The 18,330-nt window shown below is 67.6% G+C and carries 20 protein-coding genes, 1 pseudogene and 1 riboswitch; of the genes and pseudogenes, 13 read left to right on the forward strand and 8 right to left on the reverse strand.

The window, feature by feature from the left end; genetic code table 11:
* Window positions 1-294: pseudogene (locus RT567_RS05345) on the reverse strand (sigma-54-dependent Fis family transcriptional regulator); the annotation flags it as partial.
* A 73-nt stretch (window positions 295-367) separates the two neighbouring features.
* Window positions 368-793: an RrF2 family transcriptional regulator gene (locus RT567_RS05350; protein ID WP_087139763.1), complete on the reverse strand. Its 426-nt coding sequence runs from the start codon at window positions 791-793 to the stop codon at window positions 368-370.
* A gap of 124 nt (window positions 794-917) precedes the next feature.
* On the opposite strand from RT567_RS05350, the gene RT567_RS05355 reads away from it, so the two are divergent.
* The gene (locus RT567_RS05355) at window positions 918-1,238 is read left to right on the forward strand and encodes a DUF1971 domain-containing protein (RefSeq protein ID WP_313574849.1); all 321 of its coding nucleotides are present in this window, start codon (window positions 918-920) and stop codon (window positions 1,236-1,238) included.
* 56 nt (window positions 1,239-1,294) lie between these two features.
* Window positions 1,295-2,497, forward strand: a complete 1,203-nt coding sequence (hmpA, locus tag RT567_RS05360; RefSeq protein WP_087139761.1) for an NO-inducible flavohemoprotein — start codon at window positions 1,295-1,297, stop codon at window positions 2,495-2,497.
* A 44-nt stretch (window positions 2,498-2,541) separates the two neighbouring features.
* On the opposite strand, the gene RT567_RS05365 is transcribed toward hmpA, so the two are convergent.
* The 3 genes from RT567_RS05365 to ispH all read right to left on the reverse strand — a co-directional run bounded on the left by RT567_RS05365 (window position 2,542) and on the right by ispH (window position 4,345).
* On the reverse strand, window positions 2,542-2,781 hold the full coding sequence (locus RT567_RS05365) for a DUF6356 family protein (RefSeq protein ID WP_087139760.1): 240 nt from the start codon (window positions 2,779-2,781) through the stop codon (window positions 2,542-2,544).
* A 102-nt stretch (window positions 2,782-2,883) separates the two neighbouring features.
* On the reverse strand, window positions 2,884-3,339 hold the full coding sequence (locus RT567_RS05370) for an Lrp/AsnC family transcriptional regulator (RefSeq protein ID WP_087139758.1): 456 nt from the start codon (window positions 3,337-3,339) through the stop codon (window positions 2,884-2,886).
* Between the two features lie 34 nt (window positions 3,340-3,373).
* Window positions 3,374-4,345 carry a 4-hydroxy-3-methylbut-2-enyl diphosphate reductase gene (gene ispH / locus RT567_RS05375; protein WP_313574853.1) on the reverse strand — a complete coding sequence of 324 codons (972 nt, stop codon included), beginning with the start codon at window positions 4,343-4,345 and terminating at the stop codon, window positions 3,374-3,376.
* A 159-nt stretch (window positions 4,346-4,504) separates the two neighbouring features.
* Here ispH and RT567_RS05380 point away from each other — a divergent pair, with 159 nt between their 5' ends.
* The 5 genes from RT567_RS05380 to RT567_RS05400 all read left to right on the forward strand — a co-directional run bounded on the left by RT567_RS05380 (window position 4,505) and on the right by RT567_RS05400 (window position 9,875).
* Window positions 4,505-5,152 (forward strand): Tat pathway signal sequence domain protein, encoded by a 648-nt coding sequence (locus RT567_RS05380; protein WP_313574855.1) that lies wholly within the window; start codon window positions 4,505-4,507, stop codon window positions 5,150-5,152.
* A 3-nt stretch (window positions 5,153-5,155) separates the two neighbouring features.
* The gene (gene argS / locus RT567_RS05385) at window positions 5,156-6,955 is read left to right on the forward strand and encodes an arginine--tRNA ligase (RefSeq protein ID WP_313574857.1); all 1,800 of its coding nucleotides are present in this window, start codon (window positions 5,156-5,158) and stop codon (window positions 6,953-6,955) included.
* 246 nt (window positions 6,956-7,201) lie between these two features.
* Window positions 7,202-8,212: an adenosine deaminase gene (locus RT567_RS05390; RefSeq protein WP_313574859.1), complete on the forward strand. Its 1,011-nt coding sequence runs from the start codon at window positions 7,202-7,204 to the stop codon at window positions 8,210-8,212.
* Window positions 8,209-8,529, forward strand: a complete 321-nt coding sequence (locus RT567_RS05395; protein WP_313574861.1) for a hypothetical protein — start codon at window positions 8,209-8,211, stop codon at window positions 8,527-8,529. Before RT567_RS05390 ends, RT567_RS05395 begins: the two co-directional genes overlap by 4 nt.
* A 44-nt stretch (window positions 8,530-8,573) precedes the next feature.
* On the forward strand, window positions 8,574-9,875 hold the full coding sequence (locus RT567_RS05400) for a type VI secretion protein ImpB (protein ID WP_313574863.1): 1,302 nt from the start codon (window positions 8,574-8,576) through the stop codon (window positions 9,873-9,875).
* Here RT567_RS05400 and pncA read toward each other — a convergent pair.
* Entirely contained in the window at window positions 9,866-10,504 is a 639-nt protein-coding gene (gene pncA, locus RT567_RS05405) for a bifunctional nicotinamidase/pyrazinamidase (RefSeq protein ID WP_313574864.1), read from the reverse strand. The two genes, RT567_RS05400 and pncA, sit on opposite strands and share 10 nt — an antisense overlap.
* 4 nt (window positions 10,505-10,508) lie before the next feature.
* Window positions 10,509-11,477: a class 1 fructose-bisphosphatase gene (locus RT567_RS05410; protein ID WP_313574866.1), complete on the reverse strand. Its 969-nt coding sequence runs from the start codon at window positions 11,475-11,477 to the stop codon at window positions 10,509-10,511.
* A gap of 115 nt (window positions 11,478-11,592) precedes the next feature.
* Window positions 11,593-11,689: riboswitch (glycine riboswitch) on the forward strand.
* A gap of 164 nt (window positions 11,690-11,853) precedes the next feature.
* On the opposite strand from RT567_RS05410, the gene gcvT reads away from it, so the two are divergent.
* From gcvT to RT567_RS05440, 6 genes are all read left to right on the forward strand, one after another.
* A complete protein-coding gene (gcvT, locus tag RT567_RS05415) occupies window positions 11,854-12,966 on the forward strand; it encodes a glycine cleavage system aminomethyltransferase GcvT (protein WP_313574867.1) in 1,113 nt (370 codons plus the stop codon).
* Window positions 12,967-12,980: 14 nt separating this feature from the next.
* Complete coding sequence (gene gcvH / locus RT567_RS05420; protein ID WP_087140883.1) at window positions 12,981-13,346, forward strand: glycine cleavage system protein GcvH; 366 nt, start codon at window positions 12,981-12,983, stop codon at window positions 13,344-13,346.
* Between the two features lie 121 nt (window positions 13,347-13,467).
* Entirely contained in the window at window positions 13,468-14,814 is a 1,347-nt protein-coding gene (gene gcvPA, locus RT567_RS05425; RefSeq protein ID WP_313574870.1) for an aminomethyl-transferring glycine dehydrogenase subunit GcvPA, read from the forward strand.
* Window positions 14,815-14,829: 15 nt separating this feature from the next.
* Window positions 14,830-16,407 (forward strand): aminomethyl-transferring glycine dehydrogenase subunit GcvPB, encoded by a 1,578-nt coding sequence (gene gcvPB, locus RT567_RS05430; protein WP_313574871.1) that lies wholly within the window; start codon window positions 14,830-14,832, stop codon window positions 16,405-16,407.
* Between the two features lie 171 nt (window positions 16,408-16,578).
* Window positions 16,579-16,983: a PGPGW domain-containing protein gene (locus tag RT567_RS05435; protein ID WP_289647751.1), complete on the forward strand. Its 405-nt coding sequence runs from the start codon at window positions 16,579-16,581 to the stop codon at window positions 16,981-16,983.
* Window positions 16,984-17,104: 121 nt separating this feature from the next.
* Entirely contained in the window at window positions 17,105-17,572 is a 468-nt protein-coding gene (locus tag RT567_RS05440) for a DUF6789 family protein (protein WP_313574873.1), read from the forward strand.
* A gap of 100 nt (window positions 17,573-17,672) precedes the next feature.
* On the opposite strand, the gene RT567_RS05445 is transcribed toward RT567_RS05440, so the two are convergent.
* A complete protein-coding gene (locus RT567_RS05445; RefSeq protein ID WP_087140837.1) occupies window positions 17,673-18,188 on the reverse strand; it encodes a F0F1 ATP synthase subunit B in 516 nt (171 codons plus the stop codon).
* Window positions 18,189-18,330: the final 142 nt, after the last annotated feature.

Consider the following 18,330-nt stretch of genomic DNA (forward strand, 5'->3'; position numbering starts at 1 on the left):
CGGCACGCCCTCGGCGTTGGTCAGCAGGACGCAGCACCCCACCCCGCCGACGGCCAGGAACAGCCGGTCCAGCACGCCCTCGGCCGCGCGCGTCAGCGGCTCCATCGCCTGGCGCGCCTCGCGCAACTGCTGTTCGGTGATGGTCTCGACCGCCCCAGGCTCGCTGGGGTCCAGGCCGTACAGGGTCACGGACCGACGCCACGACGCCGCCAGGGCCGAGCGCGCCCCGGCCCCCTCGTCATCCAACGCCTGACGGATCAGGCTGGCGTGTTCATGTCGCACTCTATCGCCCATGGCCGCAGCCTCCCAGGGTCAAGGTCGAGCAATCAGACCCCCAAGAGCGCCGAGCGTCAATGCGACCTTTGCTCTAGGTCTCGGCCCGCTCGAACAGGCTGGCCATGTCGACGCGGCGGCTGAGCAAGCCTTCCAAAGTATAGCCGTCCAGCACCTTCATGAAGGCGGCCAGGGCCTGATGAAGGGCGCCCGTCAGCCCGCAGGCCGGGGCGATGATGCAACTGCCGCAGTCGACCAGATCGAAGCCGTCCTCAGTGTGGCGCACCACGGCCCCGACGTTGATCTGATCCGGCGGACGCGCCAGCCGCACCCCGCCGAAACGCCCTCGCACGCTGACCAGATACCCCGCATTCACCAGGTCGCTAACCACCTTCATCAGGTGGTTCTGCGAAATGCCGTAGGCCTGGGCGATCTCGGCGATCGAGCACAGCCGATCCTGCCGCGCGCCCAGATAGAGCAGCACGCGCATGGCGTAGTCGGTGTAGCGCGTCAGGCGCATTCAGCCTCTCTGGAGCCTCGGCGATCAGCGCGTCATCGCGCCGCAGAAAATTATATGCATTCTCGTTGCATGTTTCAAACACGGGCTATAGATGCATTATTAATGCATCAATGGAGCGAAGGCGATGAACGGCCGCTCGCATAGCCAGCAACCACAGCCGACGGACGGCGCCGCACCGCCCGCGCCCTACCGCTCCACCCCGGTGTTCGACGCCGCCACCCTGCCTGCCGCCCTTCGAGCCGATCACAGCCTCAAGGCCCGAACCTGGGGCCTAATCCAGGTGCTGGAGGGCGAGGTCCGCCTGACTTATAGCGACCCGCATCTGACCATGATCCTGAAGCCCGGAACGCCGGGCCGCATCGGGCCGCAGCAGGTCCATTTCGTCGAGCCGCTGGGGCCGATGAAGATGCGCGTCGACTTCTTTGACCGGCCGCCCGACGGCTAGGGCGCGGCCTCTCTCTTTTCCTTCCCTCTCACATCGCAACGCCTAGGAGTTTCCTGATGGCTCAAGCCCTCAGCGAGCGCACGATCGCGCTTGTCAAAGCCACTGTTCCCGCGCTCGAGGCCCACGGCCTCGACATCGTGCGCGAGATGTATTCGCGGATGTTCCAGAACCCCGAGATCCGCGATCTGTTCAACCAGTCGCACCACGGCGACGCCGGCTCGCAACCACGCGCCCTGACAGGGGCCATCCTGGCCTACGCCGCCAACATCGATAACCTGGGCGCCCTGGCGGCCGCGGTCGAACGCATCGCGCAAAAGCACGTCGGCCTGCAGATCCTGCCCGAACACTATCCCCACGTCGGCGCCGCCCTGCTGGGCGCCATCGCCCATGTGCTGGGCGAAGCCGCGACCGAGGAGATCATGACCGCCTGGGGCGAAGCCTACTGGTTCCTGGCCAATATCCTGATCACCCGCGAGGCCGCCATCTACGAAGACCTGGCGGCGGCCAAGGGCGGCTGGAACGGCTGGCGCGCCTTTGAGGTGATCGAGGTGCGCCCCGAAAGCTCGGTCATCACCTCCTTCGTGCTGAAGCCCAAGGACGGCGGCCCGGTGCTGCGTCACCGGCCGGGCCAGTACCTGACCTTCTGGTTCGATGTCCCCGGCCATCCGCCGATCAAGCGCAACTACTCCATCTCCTGCGCCCCGAACGACGAGACCTATCGCATCTCGGTCAAGCGCGAGGACAAGGGCCTGGCCTCGGGCTGGCTGCACGACAACGCCCGCGTCGGCATGGTGCTGAAGGTCGGCGCCCCGGCGGGCGACTTCTTCCTGCCCGAGACGCCGCAGCGCCCGGTCGTCCTGCTGTCCGGCGGCGTCGGCCTGACGCCGATGGTGTCGATGCTCGAGACGCTGGTGGCCGAGAAGGCGGACACCGAGGTCCACTATGTCCACGGCGCCTATGACGCCGGGGCGCACGCCATGGGGCCGCACATCCGCGCCCTGACGGCGGCCCATCCGCGCGCGCGCAGCACCGTCTTCTATGAAGCGCCCGCCAATGACGGCGACGGCCATGACCACGCGGGGCGCATCTCAGGCGCCTGGCTGAGCCAGCAGACGCCGATCCAGGAGGCCGACTACTATCTGTGCGGCCCGCGCCCCTTCCTGCGCGCCCTGGTGTCGGACCTGCGCGACGCCGGCGTCCCGGCCGACCGCATCCACTATGAGTTCTTCGGGCCGGCGGACGAAATCCTCGCCGCCTGAGATTCAGAGCTGTCTGGGCCGCCCAAGAGGCGGCCCGGTTTGCTTCAGTCCTGCTCGGTCGCCGCCAGGCGGGCGGGCTCGACGCGGTGCGTCACCATGCGGCGATGCAGGTCGTTGATGACCCCGCTGCCCGTCTTGACGCACAGGCCAGGAAACACCGCGTGGACGAAGCAGGCCAGCGAACCCACGAACATAGCCGCACCGAACGAGGCGGCGACGCCCATGTGCTCCGTATAGCTCTCTCCGACCGAGGCCGGGTGATCGACGAACAGACGCTTGAGCATGAACCCTCCGCTACAGGCGGAAGAGGGTATTCCGATTACCAGAGAGGATCATTCTCATTCACACTCTGAAATCAGCCCAAAAGGAGAATATTATTCTCTTTTTCAAAGGGGCAGAGCCGTAGTGAACTTGATCTGCTCCATGGCGAAGCTGGAGGAGACGTCATCCAGCGGAGCGATGGCGATCAGCCGGCGATAGAAGCGGTCATAGGCGGCGATGTCCTTGACCAGCACCTTGAGCAGATAGTCGACCTCGCCGCTCATCCGGTAGAACTCCACCACCTCGGGCAGGGCGGCGGCCTGCTTGAAGGTCTCCAGCCATTCGGCGTCGTGCCGCCGCGTCTTCACCGAGACGAAGACCACCAGCGGCAGGTCCAGCGCCTCGCGGTCCAGCAGGGCCACGCGCGCAACGATGATCCCCGTATCCTGCAGCCGTTTCACCCGCTTCCAGCACGGCGTCTGGGACAGCCCCACCCGCTCGGCCAGTTCGGCGATGGGAACGGTGGCGTCGTCCTGCAATATGGCCAGCAGGCGGCGGTCGATGGCGTCCAGTCCGCTCATGTCGCGGCCCTCCCCGGCCGTTCCAGGCGTCGCCTCAGGCCGTCAGGGCGCGGGGCAGTTTGAAGGTTACGGTCTCGCGGGCGCCGTCGTCCTCGGTCACGGTCACGTCGAAGCGGGCGCGCATCGCCTCGATCACCCCCTGCACCAGAGGCTCCGGCGCCGAGGCCCCGGCGGTCAGGCCCACCGTCTCGACCCCGTCGAACCAGCGCCAGTCCAGATCACCCGCGTCATCGACCAGACGCGCGTCCTTGGCCCCCGCCTTCAGCGCCACATCGACCAGACGCGCCGAGTTGGACGAGTTCTTGGACCCCACCACCAGCACCAGGCCGCAGCCCTCGCCCAGGCGCTTGACCGCTTCCTGACGGTTAGTGGTGGCGTAGCAGATGTCTTCCTTGTGCGGGTCGGGCAGTTCGGGGAAGCGCCGCTTCAGCGCCGCCAGAATCTCGGCCGTGTCGTCCACCGACAGCGTCGTCTGGGTGGCGTAGGCCAGCGGTTGGTCGCCGGGTCGCTGGAAGGCTTCCGCATCCTCGACCGTCTCGACCAGGCTGATGGCGCCGGCGGGCAGTTGGCCCATGGTGCCGACGACCTCGGGATGGCCCGCGTGGCCGATCAGGATGACGTGGCGGCCCGCCGCGAAATTCCGTTCGGCCTCGACGTGAACCTTGGACACCAGCGGGCAGGTGGCGTCCAGAAACAGCATCTCGCGCGAGCGCGCCGTGGCGGGCACCGACTTGGGCACGCCGTGGGCCGAGAAGACGACCGGCCGATCGTCCGGGCACTCGTCCAGATCCTTGACAAAGACGGCGCCCAGCCCCTTCAGCCGGTCGACCACGTGGCGGTTGTGAACGATCTCGTGGCGCACATAGACGGGGGCGCCGTATTTCTCGATCGCGCGCTCGACGATCTGGATGGCGCGGTCGACCCCGGCGCAGAACCCCCGCGGCGTCGCCATACGGACCGCCAGAGGGCGAGGTTGAAAATCTGAGGGTGATACGGGCGCGTTCATGGGCCGGAACCTAGTCCTTCGCGCGCGCTCTCGCCACCTTCATCGCCGGCCGATGCGCGCGCCGTTTGCCGCGCCTCGCTTTAGCCGCTATCACCACCCAGCGTGGCCCGTTCGGGCGTCTGATCGGCCCCGCCTTCATCGACTGCCGGAAAGCTCCTGATGCGTCGCGTCCTGACCGCCCTCGCCGCCCTCTCTCTCACGGCCGCGCTGATCCCTCACGCCGCCGCGGCCCAGAGCGGTCGCCCCCAAGGCGGCCAACAGGGCGGCCAGCAGGCTGAACAGGCGCCGGCGCGCCCCATGCGCATCGCGCCGCTGAGCCGTCGCGCCAACGCCGGTCCCTGCCCCTATGTGAAAATCCTCTACGACGCGGCCCGCTTCGTCGAACTGTCCAACTATGAACAGCCCACGACCACCGGCGTCGGCTTCACCGGCGAGATCGAAGGCGTCAGCTCCGACTGCGTTTATCGCGAGTCCGATCCGATCCGTCTGGACGTCAACCTGCTGTTCAGCCTGGGCAAGGGCCCTCTGGCCGAGGGCGACGCCCGCACCTATCGCTACTGGATCGCCGTGACCGAGAGGAACTCCGCCGTCCTGGCCAAGGAATATTTCGACCTGCCGGTGACCTTCGGCGGCGCCGACCGCACCCAGACCGAGGCCAGCCAGACCATCATCATCCCGCGCGCCGACGCCACCACCAGCGGCGGCAATTTCGAAGTCCTGATCGGCTTCGACGTCACGCCCCAGATGGCCGAGTTCAACCGATCCGGCAGCCGTTTCCGCCCGACTGCGGGCCAACAGACCAACTAAGACATGACCGATCTCAAGACTTCTCTCAGCGAAGCGGTCGGATCCGCCTTCGCCGCCGAAGGCGTGGACAAGGCCCTGGCCCGCGTCACCGCCTCCGACCGTCCCGACCTGGCCGACTTCCAGTCGAACGGCGCCCTGGCCGCCGCCAAGGCGCTGAAGGCCAATCCGCGCGACCTGGCCGCCAAGGTGGCCGAGCGTCTGGCCGCCGATCCGCGCTTGTCCTCGGTCGAGGTCGCCGGTCCCGGCTTCATCAACATGAAGCTGTCGAACGCGGCCCTGGCCCAGCGCGCGGCCGAAGTTGCGGCGGACGAGGAACTGGCCGGCGCTTCGCGCGTCGAACCGCGCAAGGTGGTGATCGACTACGGCGGCCCGAACGTGGCCAAGCCCATGCACGTCGGCCACCTGCGCAGCGCCATCATCGGCGAGAGCCTGAAGCGGTTGTTCCGCCTGCGCGGCGATGACGTCACCGGCGACGCCCACTTCGGCGACTGGGGCTTCCAGATGGGCCTGCTGATCACCGCCTGCGGCGACGAAGGGCTCGCCGACGCCTTCATGGTCGAGGGCGACGGCCCCTTCCCGACCGAGACGCCGGTGACGCTGGCTGATCTCGACCGCCTCTATCCGCTGGCGGCGGGCAAGGCCAAGGAAGACCCCGCCTTCCGCGACCGCGCCCGCAAGGCGACGGCTGAACTGCAGGGCGGCCGCCCCGGCTATCGGGCGCTGTGGCAGCACTTCGTCGCCGTCAGCCGCGAGGCGCTGAAGCGCGAGTATGACGACCTGTCGGTCGACTTCGACCTGTGGAACGGCGAGAGCGACGCCGATCCGGTGATGCCGGAAATGCTGGCGCACCTGAAGGAAACCGGCCTGCTGGTCGAGGACGACGGCGCCCAGGTGGTCCACGTCGCCCGCGAGGGCGAGACCCGCAAGAAGAAGCTGGCAGACGGCTCGGTGATCGAGGCCCCGTCGCCCCCGCCCCTGCTGGTCATCAGCTCGGAAGGCTCGGCCATGTACGGCACGACCGACCTGGCCACGATCCTGGACCGCCGCAAGTCCATTGATCCTGACCTGATCCTCTACGTCGTCGACGAGCGTCAGGCCGAGCATTTCGAACAGGTCTTCCGCGCCGCCTATCTGGCCGGTTACGCCCCCGAAAAGTCGCTGGAGCACCTCGGCTTCGGCACCATGAACGGCGCCGACGGCAAGCCGTTCAAGACCCGCGCAGGCGGCGTGCTGAAGCTGCGCGACCTGATCGATCAGGCGACGGACAAGGCTCGCGAGCGCCTGCACGAGGCAAAGCTGGGCGACGACCTGCCCGCTGAGGAATTTGAGGACATCGCCCACAAGGTGGCGGTCGCCGCACTGAAATTCTCGGACCTGTCGAACAACCGCACCACCAGCTACGTCTTCGATCTCGACCGCTTCATGAGCTTCGAAGGCAAGACCGGCCCCTATCTGCTGTATCAGGCCGTGCGGGTGAAATCCCTGCTGCGCAAGGCGGCGGAACAGGGCGTGGCCCTGGCCCCCATCGTCATCGAGGAGCCGGCCGAACGCGACCTGGCCCTGACGCTGGACGCCTTCGACGCAGCCACGGCCGACGCCTATGACAAGCGTTCGCCCAATCTGATCGCCGAGCACGCCTACCGGCTGGCGCAGAGCTTCTCGAAATTCTACGCCGCCTGCCCGATCCTGGTGGCGCCGGACGCCGCGACCAAGGGCTCGCGCCTGGCCCTGGCGGCCGCGACCCTGCACCAGTTGGAGACGGCCCTGCGCCTGCTGGGCATCGAGACGCCCGAGCGGATGTAAAACTCCGCTTCCTTCTCCCGATGGGAGAAGGTGGCCCGAAGGGCCGGATGAGGGTTCCCGGCCGAAGTCGGCGCAAGCCGTCGCGCGACGGCTGACGCCGACTTGAAGCATGAACCCTCACCCTTTCGCCTAGTCCGATCGCCTTCGGCTCTCGGAGGCTCAAGCCCTCTCCCACCAGGAGAGGGACAGGAGATGACGGCAAAGGCGGGGACCGCTAGGCTGCAAGCCACGCTACCGGAGCCTCTCATGTCCCTCGACGCCTTCATCGCCGGCCTGCCCAAGGCCGAATTGCACCTGCACATCGAAGGCTCGCTCGAGCCCGAACTGATGTTCGAACTGGCGCAGCGCAACGGCGTCGCCATCCCCTATGACAGCGTCGAGGCCGTGCGCGCGGCCTATGACTTCTCGAACCTGCAGGACTTCCTCGACATCTATTACGCGGGCGCCGCCGTCCTGCTGACCCGTCAGGACTTCGAGGATCTGGCCTTCGCCTATTTCCAGCGCGCCGCCGCCGACAATGTGCGCCACGCCGAGATCTTCTTCGACCCCCAGACCCACACCGACCGGGGCGTGCCCTTCGCCGTCGTGGTCGAAGGCCTGATCGCGGGCATGGACCGGGCCAAGGCCGAGTTGGGCGTCACCAGCGGCCTGATCCTCAGCTTCCTGCGCCACCTGAGCGAGGACGAAGCCTTCGCCACGCTGGAGGCCGCCAAACCCTATCTGCACCATTTCATCGGCGTCGGACTGGATTCCTCCGAGGTCGGCCACCCGCCATCGAAGTTCCAGCGCGTCTTCGCCGCCGCCCGCGACCTGGGCCTGAAGCTGTGCGCCCACGCCGGCGAGGAAGGCCCGCCCGAATATGTGCGCGAGGCGCTGGACCTGCTGCACATCGACCGCATGGACCACGGCAACCGCTCGATGGAGGACGAGGCTCTGATCGCCCGGCTGGCCGCCGAACAGATGACGCTGACCGTCTGCCCCCTGTCGAACCTGAAGCTGTGCGTGGTCAAGGATCTGAAGGACCACCCCGTCCCCGAAATGCTGCGTCGCGGCCTGCACGTCACCCTGAACTCGGACGACCCCTCCTATTTCGGCGGCTATGTGAACGCCAACTACAGCCAGTTGGCTGAGGCGGTCGGCCTGACGCGCGAACAGGTGACGCAACTGGCGAAGAACAGCTTCGAGGGCAGCTTCCTCAGCGACGCCGACAAGGCAGCACGGATCGCCGAGGTGGATGCCTACGCGGCGACGCAATGACGTTCCTTCAAGCAGCACCCTTCCTTACCGCCTTCATGAGCGCAGCGACCGGGCTCATCTGCGTAATGGGCGCCCACCTTGCGGCGGACCACAGCCGACGCAGTGGGGCCGTCGCCAAAGGAAGCCCCGACTTCTTCGTCTTCTCCAAGAACCCGGCCGTGCTCGGCGTCGTTCCATCGTTCAGGGCGATCTATTCCAGCGCTCACCGCATCTACGACAGCCGCTTCATTTCAGCCTGCATCCACATCGCTCGCGCCGCCTTTCTTCTTGCCGTGATCGCCTTTGTTGTTGGCGTCGCCCTGTCTCTTCTGCGTTGAGTTCGCGGCTTCCGACCGCCAAATGTTCCTGATATGTTCCAAGCATGGAACACCCCGGCCGACAGCCTGATGAAGACGCCGCCAGCCTGCGCTGGCTGTTCATCGACCTGAACGCCTTCTTCGCCAGCGTCGAGCAGCAGCGAAACCCCGACTGGCGCGGCAAGCCCGTCATCGTCCGCCCCGTCGAGAGCGAATACTCCGGCGCCATCGCCGCCAGCTATGAGAGCAAGGCTTTCGGCGTCCGCACCGGCATGCAGGTCGCCGAGGCCCGCCGCCTGTGCCCCGACCTGATCGTCGCCGAGGCGCGACCCGACCTCTATGTCCAGGTCCACAAGCAGATCATGCACGAGATCGACCGCCACGTGCCGGTGTGGAAGGTCGGCTCCATCGACGAATGTTCGTGCCAGTTGATCGGGCCGGAGCGGCGCGAGGCGAACGCCGTCGCCCTGGCTCGGCGCATTCAGGCGGGCATCCTGAAGAACGTCGGAGACTGCCTGCGCTCGTCGGTTGGCCTCGCGCCCTCGCGGTTTCTGGCCAAGACGGCCTGCGGCATGAAGAAGCCCGCCGGGCTGACCATATTGCGCGCCCATGAGCTGCCCGGCGCCATCCTGCACCTGCCGCTGCCGCAGTATCCGGGCGTCGGCTCGCGGATGCGCGAGCGGCTGGCGGCGGCGGGCGTCACGGACACGGCGGGTCTGTGGAACATGACCGCCAGGGAGGCGCGCGCCGTCTGGAACAGCATCGAGGGCGAGCGCATCTGGCGCGGCCTGCACGGCCTCGACAGCGAGCCGACGCCGGAAAAGCCGCCCGCCTCCATCAGCCACAGCCATGTGCTGGCGCAGGCCATGCGCAACCCGGACAAGGCGCGGGCGGTGGCGCGGCGGCTGATGGTCAAATGCGGGGCGCGGCTGCGGCGGATGGGGCTGACCGGCGCAGGGATCAGCCTGCATCTCGACATGGGGCCGAAGGGGACCAAGCGCGGCTGGGACACCACGGGCCTGAACCGCGCCGTCGCCCCGACGCAGGACACCTTCGCCCTGTTGGCCGCGCTGGACGACCTGTGGCGCCGGGTCGAGCCGGAACTGGAGGCCGGACGGTTGAGCTATGTCGGCGTCGGCGTCCACGGCCTGAAGGCGCGCGACGCCTTTGAGGCCGACCTGTTCGACATCGGCCCGGATCAGGGCGGCGACGCGCCTTCCTTGCGCCTGTCACAGGCGCTGGACGCGCTGAACAAACGCTATGGCAAGGACACGGTCAGCATCGGCCCCAAGGCGGGCCTGCCCGAATACATCGGCGCCAAGATCGCCTTCACCCGCATTCCCGACGAGGCGGACTTCTATGAGTGAGGGATCAGGTCTTCAGCCGCGATCTCGGCGATCTTCAGCGCGCTGAAGCTGGCCTTGGCCGCCACCGCCGTGTCCTGGGCGATGGCGCGGCAGGCGTCTTCGATGACCACGGCCTCAAAGCCCTCGCGCACCGCATCCTCGGCCGTGAAGCGAACGCAGTAGTCATAGGCCAGACCGCACAGGAAGACGCGCTTCACGCCCAGATCGCGCAGCAGGCCCGCCAGACCCGTCGCCGTCCTGTGGTCGTTCTCATAGAAGCCGGAGTAGCTGTCGACCGCCGGATTATAGCCCTTGCGGACCACGGCCAGCGCCTTGTTCACGGCAGGCGCTGCGTCGGGGTGGAAGTCCACACCTGCCGTTCCCTGCACGCAATGATCCGGCCACAGCATCTGGGGGCCGTAGGCGACCTCGATCTGAGTGAAGGGCGCCTTGTCCGCGTGGTTGGAGGCGAAGCTGATCTGGTCCGGCGTGTGCCAGTCCTGCGTGGCGATGACGGTCGTGAACCGTTCAGCCAGCCGGTTGATCAGGGGCATGATCGCCGCCCCGCCCTGCACCGCCAGGGCGCCGCCCTCGCAGAAATCGTTCTGGGCGTCGATGACCAGAAGGGCGTCAGAAGCGGCGATCTGCATGGCGTCAGGCCGCCGCGATCTGATCGACTTCGTTGGCCGAGCCGAGCACGACCGGCACCCGCTGGTGCAGTTCGGTCGGGGTCACGTCCATGATGGCCTGCCTGCCGTCCGTGGTGGACTTGCCGCCCGCCTGTTCGACCAGGAAGGACATGGGGTTGCCTTCGTACATCAGGCGCAGCTTGCCCGGCTTGTTCGGCTCGCGCTTATCCCACGGATAGAGGAAGACGCCGCCGCGCATCAGGATGCGGTGCACGTCGGCCACCATGGCGGCGACCCAGCGCATGTTGAAATTCTTGCCGCGCGGGCCGTCGGCGCCCTTCAGGCAGCCGTCGACATAGCGCTGGACGCTCTCGGCCCAGTGGCGCTGGTTCGACATGTTGATGGCGAACTCCTTCGTATCGGCCGGGATGCGCACGTCCTCATGCGTCATCAGCCAGCGGCCGTCGGGCGCCAGGGTGAAGCCCGCCACCCCCTTGCCCGTCGTCAGCACCAGCATGGCCTGACCGGCGTAGACGGCGTAGAGCGCCGCGACCTGCTGGCGGCCCGGTTGCAGGAAGTCGGCCTCAGTCGGCTGGGCCGACGGCGCCTTCAGCACCGAGACGATGGTGCCGACCGGGGCATTGATGTCGATGTTGGACGAACCGTCCAGCGGGTCGAACAGCACCAGATATTCGCCCGTCGGGTTGGTCGCCGGCTGGACCGCGTCCATTTCCTCGGACGCCACGCCCGCCACAGCCGGATTGGCCAGCAGGGCCTCGGTCAGGATGTCGTTGGCGATGACGTCGAGCTTCTTCTGCTCTTCGTCCTGCACATTGACGGCGCCCGATGCGCCGAGGGCGCCGACCAGGGCGCCGCCCGCCACCACCTGACGGATCTCGACGCAGGCGGCGGCCGCCGTCGTCAGCGTCTCGACCAGTCCCTGCGGCAGATCGAGAGAGACGAGGTGGGCGGCGAGATCGGTGCGGGCGGTCATGACGTTCTTCAAATCCTGTGGGCGAAGCGCGGTTCCGCCCCCTCATGGCCGTTCAGATCGTCGGCGGCAAGTCCGGCGCCGCTTGACTTCGCGCCGGAGTCGGGGCCTTAGGTCGAACGCTCTCGCGGGAGAGATCGGGTCCGTTCGCGGCGCCCGGAGCCGAAGGCGCAACCGCCCCGGAAACGCTCAGGCAAAAGGACCGCGAAAGCGCACGGACGCTGGAAAGTCGCCGAAGGATCGTCAAGAATCCGAGGGCGCGCCGACGGAGCAAGGCCGCCCCTTGGGAGGGAACGGTCGGAATCTCTCAGGCTTCAGGACAGCGGGGGCGCGACGACGGCGGAGCTATCGCCGCAACCCGCGACCCGGAGGCGACGCCATGAGCGATCAGGCCCTTAAGACTACCCCCCTCAACGCCGCGCACCGCGCGCTGTGCGCCCGCATGGTCGGCTTCGGCGGCTATGACATGCCGGTCCAGTATGAAGGCGTGCTGGCCGAGCACCGCTGGACCCGTGAACACGCCGGCCTGTTCGACGTCTCCCACATGGGTCAGGCGCGCATCACCGGCGCCGACGCCATCGCCCAGTTCGAGCGCTTCGTGCCCGGCGACTATGCGATCGTGAAGCCCGGCAAGCAGAAATATTCCCTGCTGCTGAACGGCCAGGGCGGGATCATGGACGACCTGATGGCGGGCAAGCCGTTCGAGGACGGCCTCTACGTCGTCGTCAACGCGGGCAACAAGGACGCCGACTTTGCCTTCCTCAACGCCAATCTGTCGGGCGACGCCAAGCTGGAGGTGCTGGACCGCGCCCTGCTGGCCATCCAGGGGCCGGAAGCCGCCGGGGTCATGGCCAAGCACGAACCCGCGCTGGGCGACATGGGCTTCATGGACTGCCGCACCATCCGTCTGTTCGACGAGGACTGCATCGTCTCGCGCTCGGGCTACACCGGCGAAGACGGCTATGAGATTTCGGTTCCGGCCGCCGCCGCAGAGCGCGTGTGGAACCTCCTGCTGGCCGACGCCCGCGTGAAACCGGTCGGCCTGGGCGCACGCGACTCCTTGCGCCTGGAAGCCGGCCTGCCGCTGCACGGCCACGACATCGACGCCGAGACCACCCCGGTCGAGGCCGCCCTGACCTTCGCCCTGTCCAAGTCGCGCAAGGAACGCGCCGACTTCGCCGGGGCCGACGTCATCCTGAAGCAGCTGGCCGACGGCCCCGCCCGCGTTCGCATCGGCCTGCACGTCAAGGAAGGCGCCCCGGCCCGCGAAGGCGCCGAAATCGCAGACGCCGACGGCGCCGTGATCGGCAAGATCACCTCGGGCGGCCCCTCGCCGACCCTGGGGCACAACATCGCCATGGGCTATGTGCCGCCGGCCTTCGCCGAACTGGGCACAGTCCTGAAAGTCCTGGTGCGCGGCCGTCCGGCCGCCGCCGAAGTCATCGCCACGCCTTTCGTGGCGACCCGTTATTATCGCAAACCCAAGGCCTGAAGAGGGGTCAGTACATGAAGTTCACCAAGGATCACGAGTGGGTTCGCCTGGACGGCGACGTCGCCACGGTCGGCATCTCCAAGCACGCCGCTGACGCCCTGGGCGACGTGGTGTTCGTCGAGACGCCGGAAGCCGGCAAGACCGTCTCGGTCGGCGACAGCTTCGCCGTCGTGGAATCGGTCAAGGCCGCCTCGGACGTCTACGCCCCGATCGCCGGCGAAGTGATCGAAGGCAACGAAGCCCTGGCCTCGGCCCCGGAAACCGTCAACGCCGATCCCGAAGGCGAAGGCTGGTTCGCCAAGATCAAGGTGTCCGACGCCTCGGTGCTGGACGGCCTGATGGATCAGGCCGCGTACGACGCCTATCTGACCACCCTCTAAGACCCGCCGTCGTCCCCGGACGGCGCGGCGCGCCGATCGGGGATCGCCGGATTCCCCGCCGCTTGAAGCGCTCCCGGAGCGTCGCCCCGCGCGACCTCCGGGATGCCGCCGAGGACTTGTAATGCGCTACCTCCCCCTGACGCCCGACGACCGTGAGGCCATGCTGGCCGCCATCGGCGCCAAATCCATCGACGACCTGTTCATCGACGTGCCGCAGGCCGCGCGCCGCGACGGCTTCGTCGACCTGCCCCGCGTGGCGGGCGAGCTGGAGGTCGAACGCGCCCTCGGCGCCATGGCGGGCAAGAACGCCACGGCCTCGACCGTCCCCTTTTTCTGCGGTGCCGGGGCCTATAAGCACCACATCCCGGCCACCGTGGACCATGTGATCCAGCGGTCGGAGTTCCTGACCAGCTACACCCCCTATCAGCCGGAAATCGCGCAGGGCACGCTACAGTACCTGTATGAGTTCCAGACCCAGGTCGCGAACCTGACCGGCATGGAAGTCGCCAACGCCTCGCTTTATGACGGCTCGACCGCCATGGCCGAGGGCGTGCTGATGGCCACCCGCGTGACCCGCCGCAACAAGGCCGTCATCTCGGGCGGGGTCCACCCCCACTACGTCAGGGCGACCGAGACCGTAGTCCACGCCGTCGGCGTCGAGACGGAAGCCCTGACCGCCGCCGTCGACGCTGAAGACGCCGTCATCGCCGCCATCGACAAGGACACGGCCTGCGTCGTCGTCCAGACGCCGAACGTCTTCGGCACCGCCACCGACGTGACCAAAATCGCCGAGGCCGCCCATGCTGCGGGCGCCCTGCTGATCGTCGTGGTGACGGAAGCCGTGTCGATGGGCCTGCTGAAGTCGCCCGGCGAAATGGGCGCCGACATCGTCGCGGCCGAAGGCCAGTCGATCGGCAACGCCCTGAACTTCGGCGGCCCCTACATCGGCCTGTTCGCCACCCGCGAGAAGCTGCTGCGCCAGACGCCCGGCCGCTACTGCGGTGAGACAGTGGACGCCGAGGGCAAGCGCGGCTTCGTCCTGACCCTGTCGACGCGCGAGCAGCACATCCGCCGCGACAAGGCGACCTCGAACATCTGCACCAACTCCGGCCTCTGCTGCCTGGCGTTCAGCATCCACATGAGCCTGCTGGGCGAGACGGGCCTGCGCCAGCTGGCCCTGCTGAACCACGAGAAGGCGCTCGCCACGCGCGACGCGCTCGCCGCCATTCCGGGCGTCCAAATCCTGACCCCGCGCTTCTTCAACGAGTTCGCGGTCAAGCTGCCGAAGAACGCCGCCGAGGTGGTTCAAACCATGGCCGACAACGGCATCCTGTGCGGCGTGCCCTACAGCCGTCTGGCGCCGGATGCAGGTCTCGACGACGTCCTGCTGGTCGCCGCCACCGAGACGACGCTGGACGCCGACATCAAGATTTTGGCGGGTGCGCTCGCCAAGGTTCTGGCCGCCTAAGGGGAGATTGGAAACATGAGCACCATGAACACTGTCGGCCGCCCGACCGCCCCGAACGCCGCCTCGGACGCTTCCTACAAGCCCGCCACCCTGACCGGCGGGCGAGGCCTGCTGCAGGACGAGCCGCTGATCTTCGAAGGCGAAGGCTGGGGCAAGACCGGCGTCGACCTGCCGAAACCCGCGACGAACGGCTCGGATCTGGGCGATCTGGTCCGCAAGGATCCCATCGGCCTGCCCGGCCTGTCCGAGCCCGAGGCCATGCGCCACTATGTGCGCCTGAGCCAGAAGAACCATGCCATCGATCTGGCGCTGTATCCGCTGGGCTCGTGCACCATGAAGCACAACCCGCGCCTGAACGAAAAGATGGCGCGCCTGCCGGGCTTCTCGGACATTCACCCGCTGCAGCCGCAGTCGACGGTGCAGGGCGCGCTGGAGCTGATGGACCAGTTGGCCCACTGGCTGACGACGCTGACGGGAATGCCTGCGGTGGCCCTGTCGCCCAAGGCGGGCGCCCACGGAGAACTGTGCGGCCTGATGGCCATCCGCGCCGCCCACGAAGCCAAGGGCGAGCACGAGCAGCGCCGTAAGGTGCTGGTCCCGACCTCGGCCCACGGCACCAACCCGGCCACCGCCGCCTTCGTCGGCTATTCGGTCGTGGAAGTGGCCCAGACCGACGACGGCCGCGTGGACGTGGCCGATCTGGCGTCGAAGCTCGGCCCGGACGTGGCGGCCATCATGGTGACGAACCCGAACACCTGCGGCCTGTTCGAGCGCGACATCCTGGAAATCAGCCGCCTGACGCACGAAGCGGGCGCCTATTTCTACTGCGACGGCGCCAACTTCAACGCCATCGTCGGCCGGGTGCGCCCCGGCGATCTGGGCGTCGACGCCATGCACATCAACCTGCACAAGACCTTCTCGACGCCGCACGGCGGCGGCGGTCCGGGCGCGGGTCCGGTCGTGCTGTCGGAGGCCCTGGCCCCGTTCGCGCCCGCCCCGTGGGTCGTGAACACCGGTGACGGCTACAAGCTGGTCGAGCGTGAGGAAGACGAGGCCGAACAGGCCTTCGGCCGCCTGTGCGCCTTCCAGGGCCAGATGGGCATGTATGTGCGCGCCCTCAGCTACATGATGTCCCACGGCTCTGACGGCCTGCGTCAGGTCGCCGAGGACGCCGTGCTGAACGCCAACTACATCAAGGTCCGCCTCGAAGACCTGATGAGCCCGGCCTTCCCTGACGGCCCCTGTATGCACGAGGCCCTGTTCGACGACGAATGGCTGAAGGGCACGGACATCACCACGCTCGACTTCGCCAAGGCGATGATCGACGAGGGCTTCCACCCGATGACCATGTATTTCCCGCTGGTCGTCCACGGCGCCATGCTGATCGAGCCGACCGAGACGGAGTCCAAGGCCGAGCTGGATCGCTTCATCGAGGCCATGCGCCTGCTGGCGGGCGCAGCGAAGGCCGGCGACGTCGAACGCTTCAAGGGCGCGCCCTTCCATGCGCCCCTGCGGCGTCTGGATGAGACCCGCGCCGCGCGCTCGCCGCGTCTGCGCTGGGCCGCGCCGGAAGGCTCCAACCGCGCCGGCTGACGGCGGAAACAAGCCTGAACACAAGAAACGCCGTGTCTTTCGGGACACGGCGTTTTGCATTTCTGAGCCGACTTACGAAAGCGTCATGGCGACGCCGCCTTTCGGCCTTGTCTCGTGCGTTTACTGATTGTCGGCCCTCCCTGGCCGAACCCTTGTTCGAGACGCCGCCCCGTGACCCTGGTCCTGCCATCGCTGCGCCCGCCTCCGCCGCCCCGCCCGGGGCTGGCGCGGCGTCTGCGTCGCCTGGCGTTGATGGCGGTGGGTTTCGTCATCATCCTGCTGGGCGTGCTGATTGCGCCCCTGCCCGGCCCCGGCGGCGTGCCGGTCATCGCGCTGGGGCTCGTCATCGTCCTGCGCAACTCCTGGTGGGCCAAGCGGCAGTTCATCCGCGCCCAGCGCGCCCGGCCGAAATGGATCTATCCTTTCCGCCGTCTGATGCGCAAAAAGCCCGAGATCGCCCCCGTCTTCTGGCAGCAGACCCTGCGCGCCGAAAAGATGGTGCTGCGTCGCCGTCGTCGCCCCCTGGCGCGCTTCCGTCGGCGTCTGCGCCGAGCCTGGCGCGCCTTCCGGCGATAAAGGCCAAGCTAGGGCAAACACAGGAATGTGAACGACGTTCACGCCGTTTCCGCCTGGAACGGCGTATGCTCCCCCTTGCGTAGTCTCGAAGTTGATAGCGTTGGGAGGCGCTGTTCACATGATGTCACGCGTAAAAAAGGGAATCATCGCCGGCTTCGTCGCTACCGTCGCGGTTTCCGTGCTTGAGCTCGTCAATCTGTTCCTCAACCATATGTTCGATCCCTTTCCGGGGATCGTCGCCCAGATGTTCGGCATGCCGGGCAATATGGCGGCCGGATGGGCGCTTCACCTGATCATGGGCACCTTCATTCTGGGGTCGCTCTTCGGCATCGCCTACCCGCGACTGCCGACCGCCACGCCGATCACCAAGGGCATCGTCTTCGCCGTCGGCGCGTGGGTGGCGATGATGCTGTTCCTCACCATGGTGGGCGACTACCGGACCTTCACCGGCTCGTCCGGCTTCGGCACCATTGGCTGGCTGCTGGCGCTTCACATGGTCTTCGGCGCCGTGCTGGGCAATGTCTACGCCCGCCTGGTCGAGCGTGAGAGACGCGGCGCAGCCCCGATCGGAGCCGCCCCCGCCCACTGACCGTCCTCCATCCCGACAACAGGATATCGGACAAGCAAAAGGCCCCGCCGTCGCCGGCGGGGCCTGATGTTTTTCGGGCTGAGCTTGGTCGCCGAAGCGATCAGTTCAGCTTGCCGCCGATCTGGGCGATGGCCTGATCGATCAGCGCGTCGGTCTTGGCGCCGGCGATGCGGGCGGCCAGGATCTGGTGCGCGGCCTTGGCGGCCAGGTCAGCGGCTGCAGCCTTGACCTCTTGGGTGGCCTCGGCCTCGGCCTGGGCGATGCGACGCTCGGCCAGAGCCTGACGGCGAGCGGTCGATTCCTCGATGCGCGCCTTGGCGTCGGCTTCCAGACGCTTGGCGTCGGCTTCGGCGGTGGCCAGCAGGTCGGCGGCCTGGGCTTCAGCCTCGGCCTTCTCCTGACGGATCTGGGCCAGCATGGCTTCGGCTTCGGCGCGCAGGCGGGCGGCTTCGTCCAGTTCGGATTGGATCTTGGCGGCCTTGCCGTCCAGGGCGCCCGCGACCATGCGCGGAACCTTGGCCAGAACCAGGATGCCGAAGAAGATCAGCAGGCCGACGCCGACCCAGAGTTCAGCGTTGGACAGATCGTAGAAACTGCCGTGCAGGAAGGCGGGCATGATCAGGCGGCTCCCTTGACGGCGGCGTCGGCTTCAGCGGCGCTGGGGGCCTGGCCCGTCAGACGTTCGACGATAGCGCGGGTGGTGTCCGAGGCGATGGCCCCGGCGTGGGCCAGCGCAGCGTCGCGGGTGGCGGCGATGC

It is taken from the genome of Brevundimonas sp. (assembly GCF_032107865.1).
Classification (GTDB): Bacteria; Pseudomonadota; Alphaproteobacteria; order Caulobacterales; family Caulobacteraceae; genus Brevundimonas.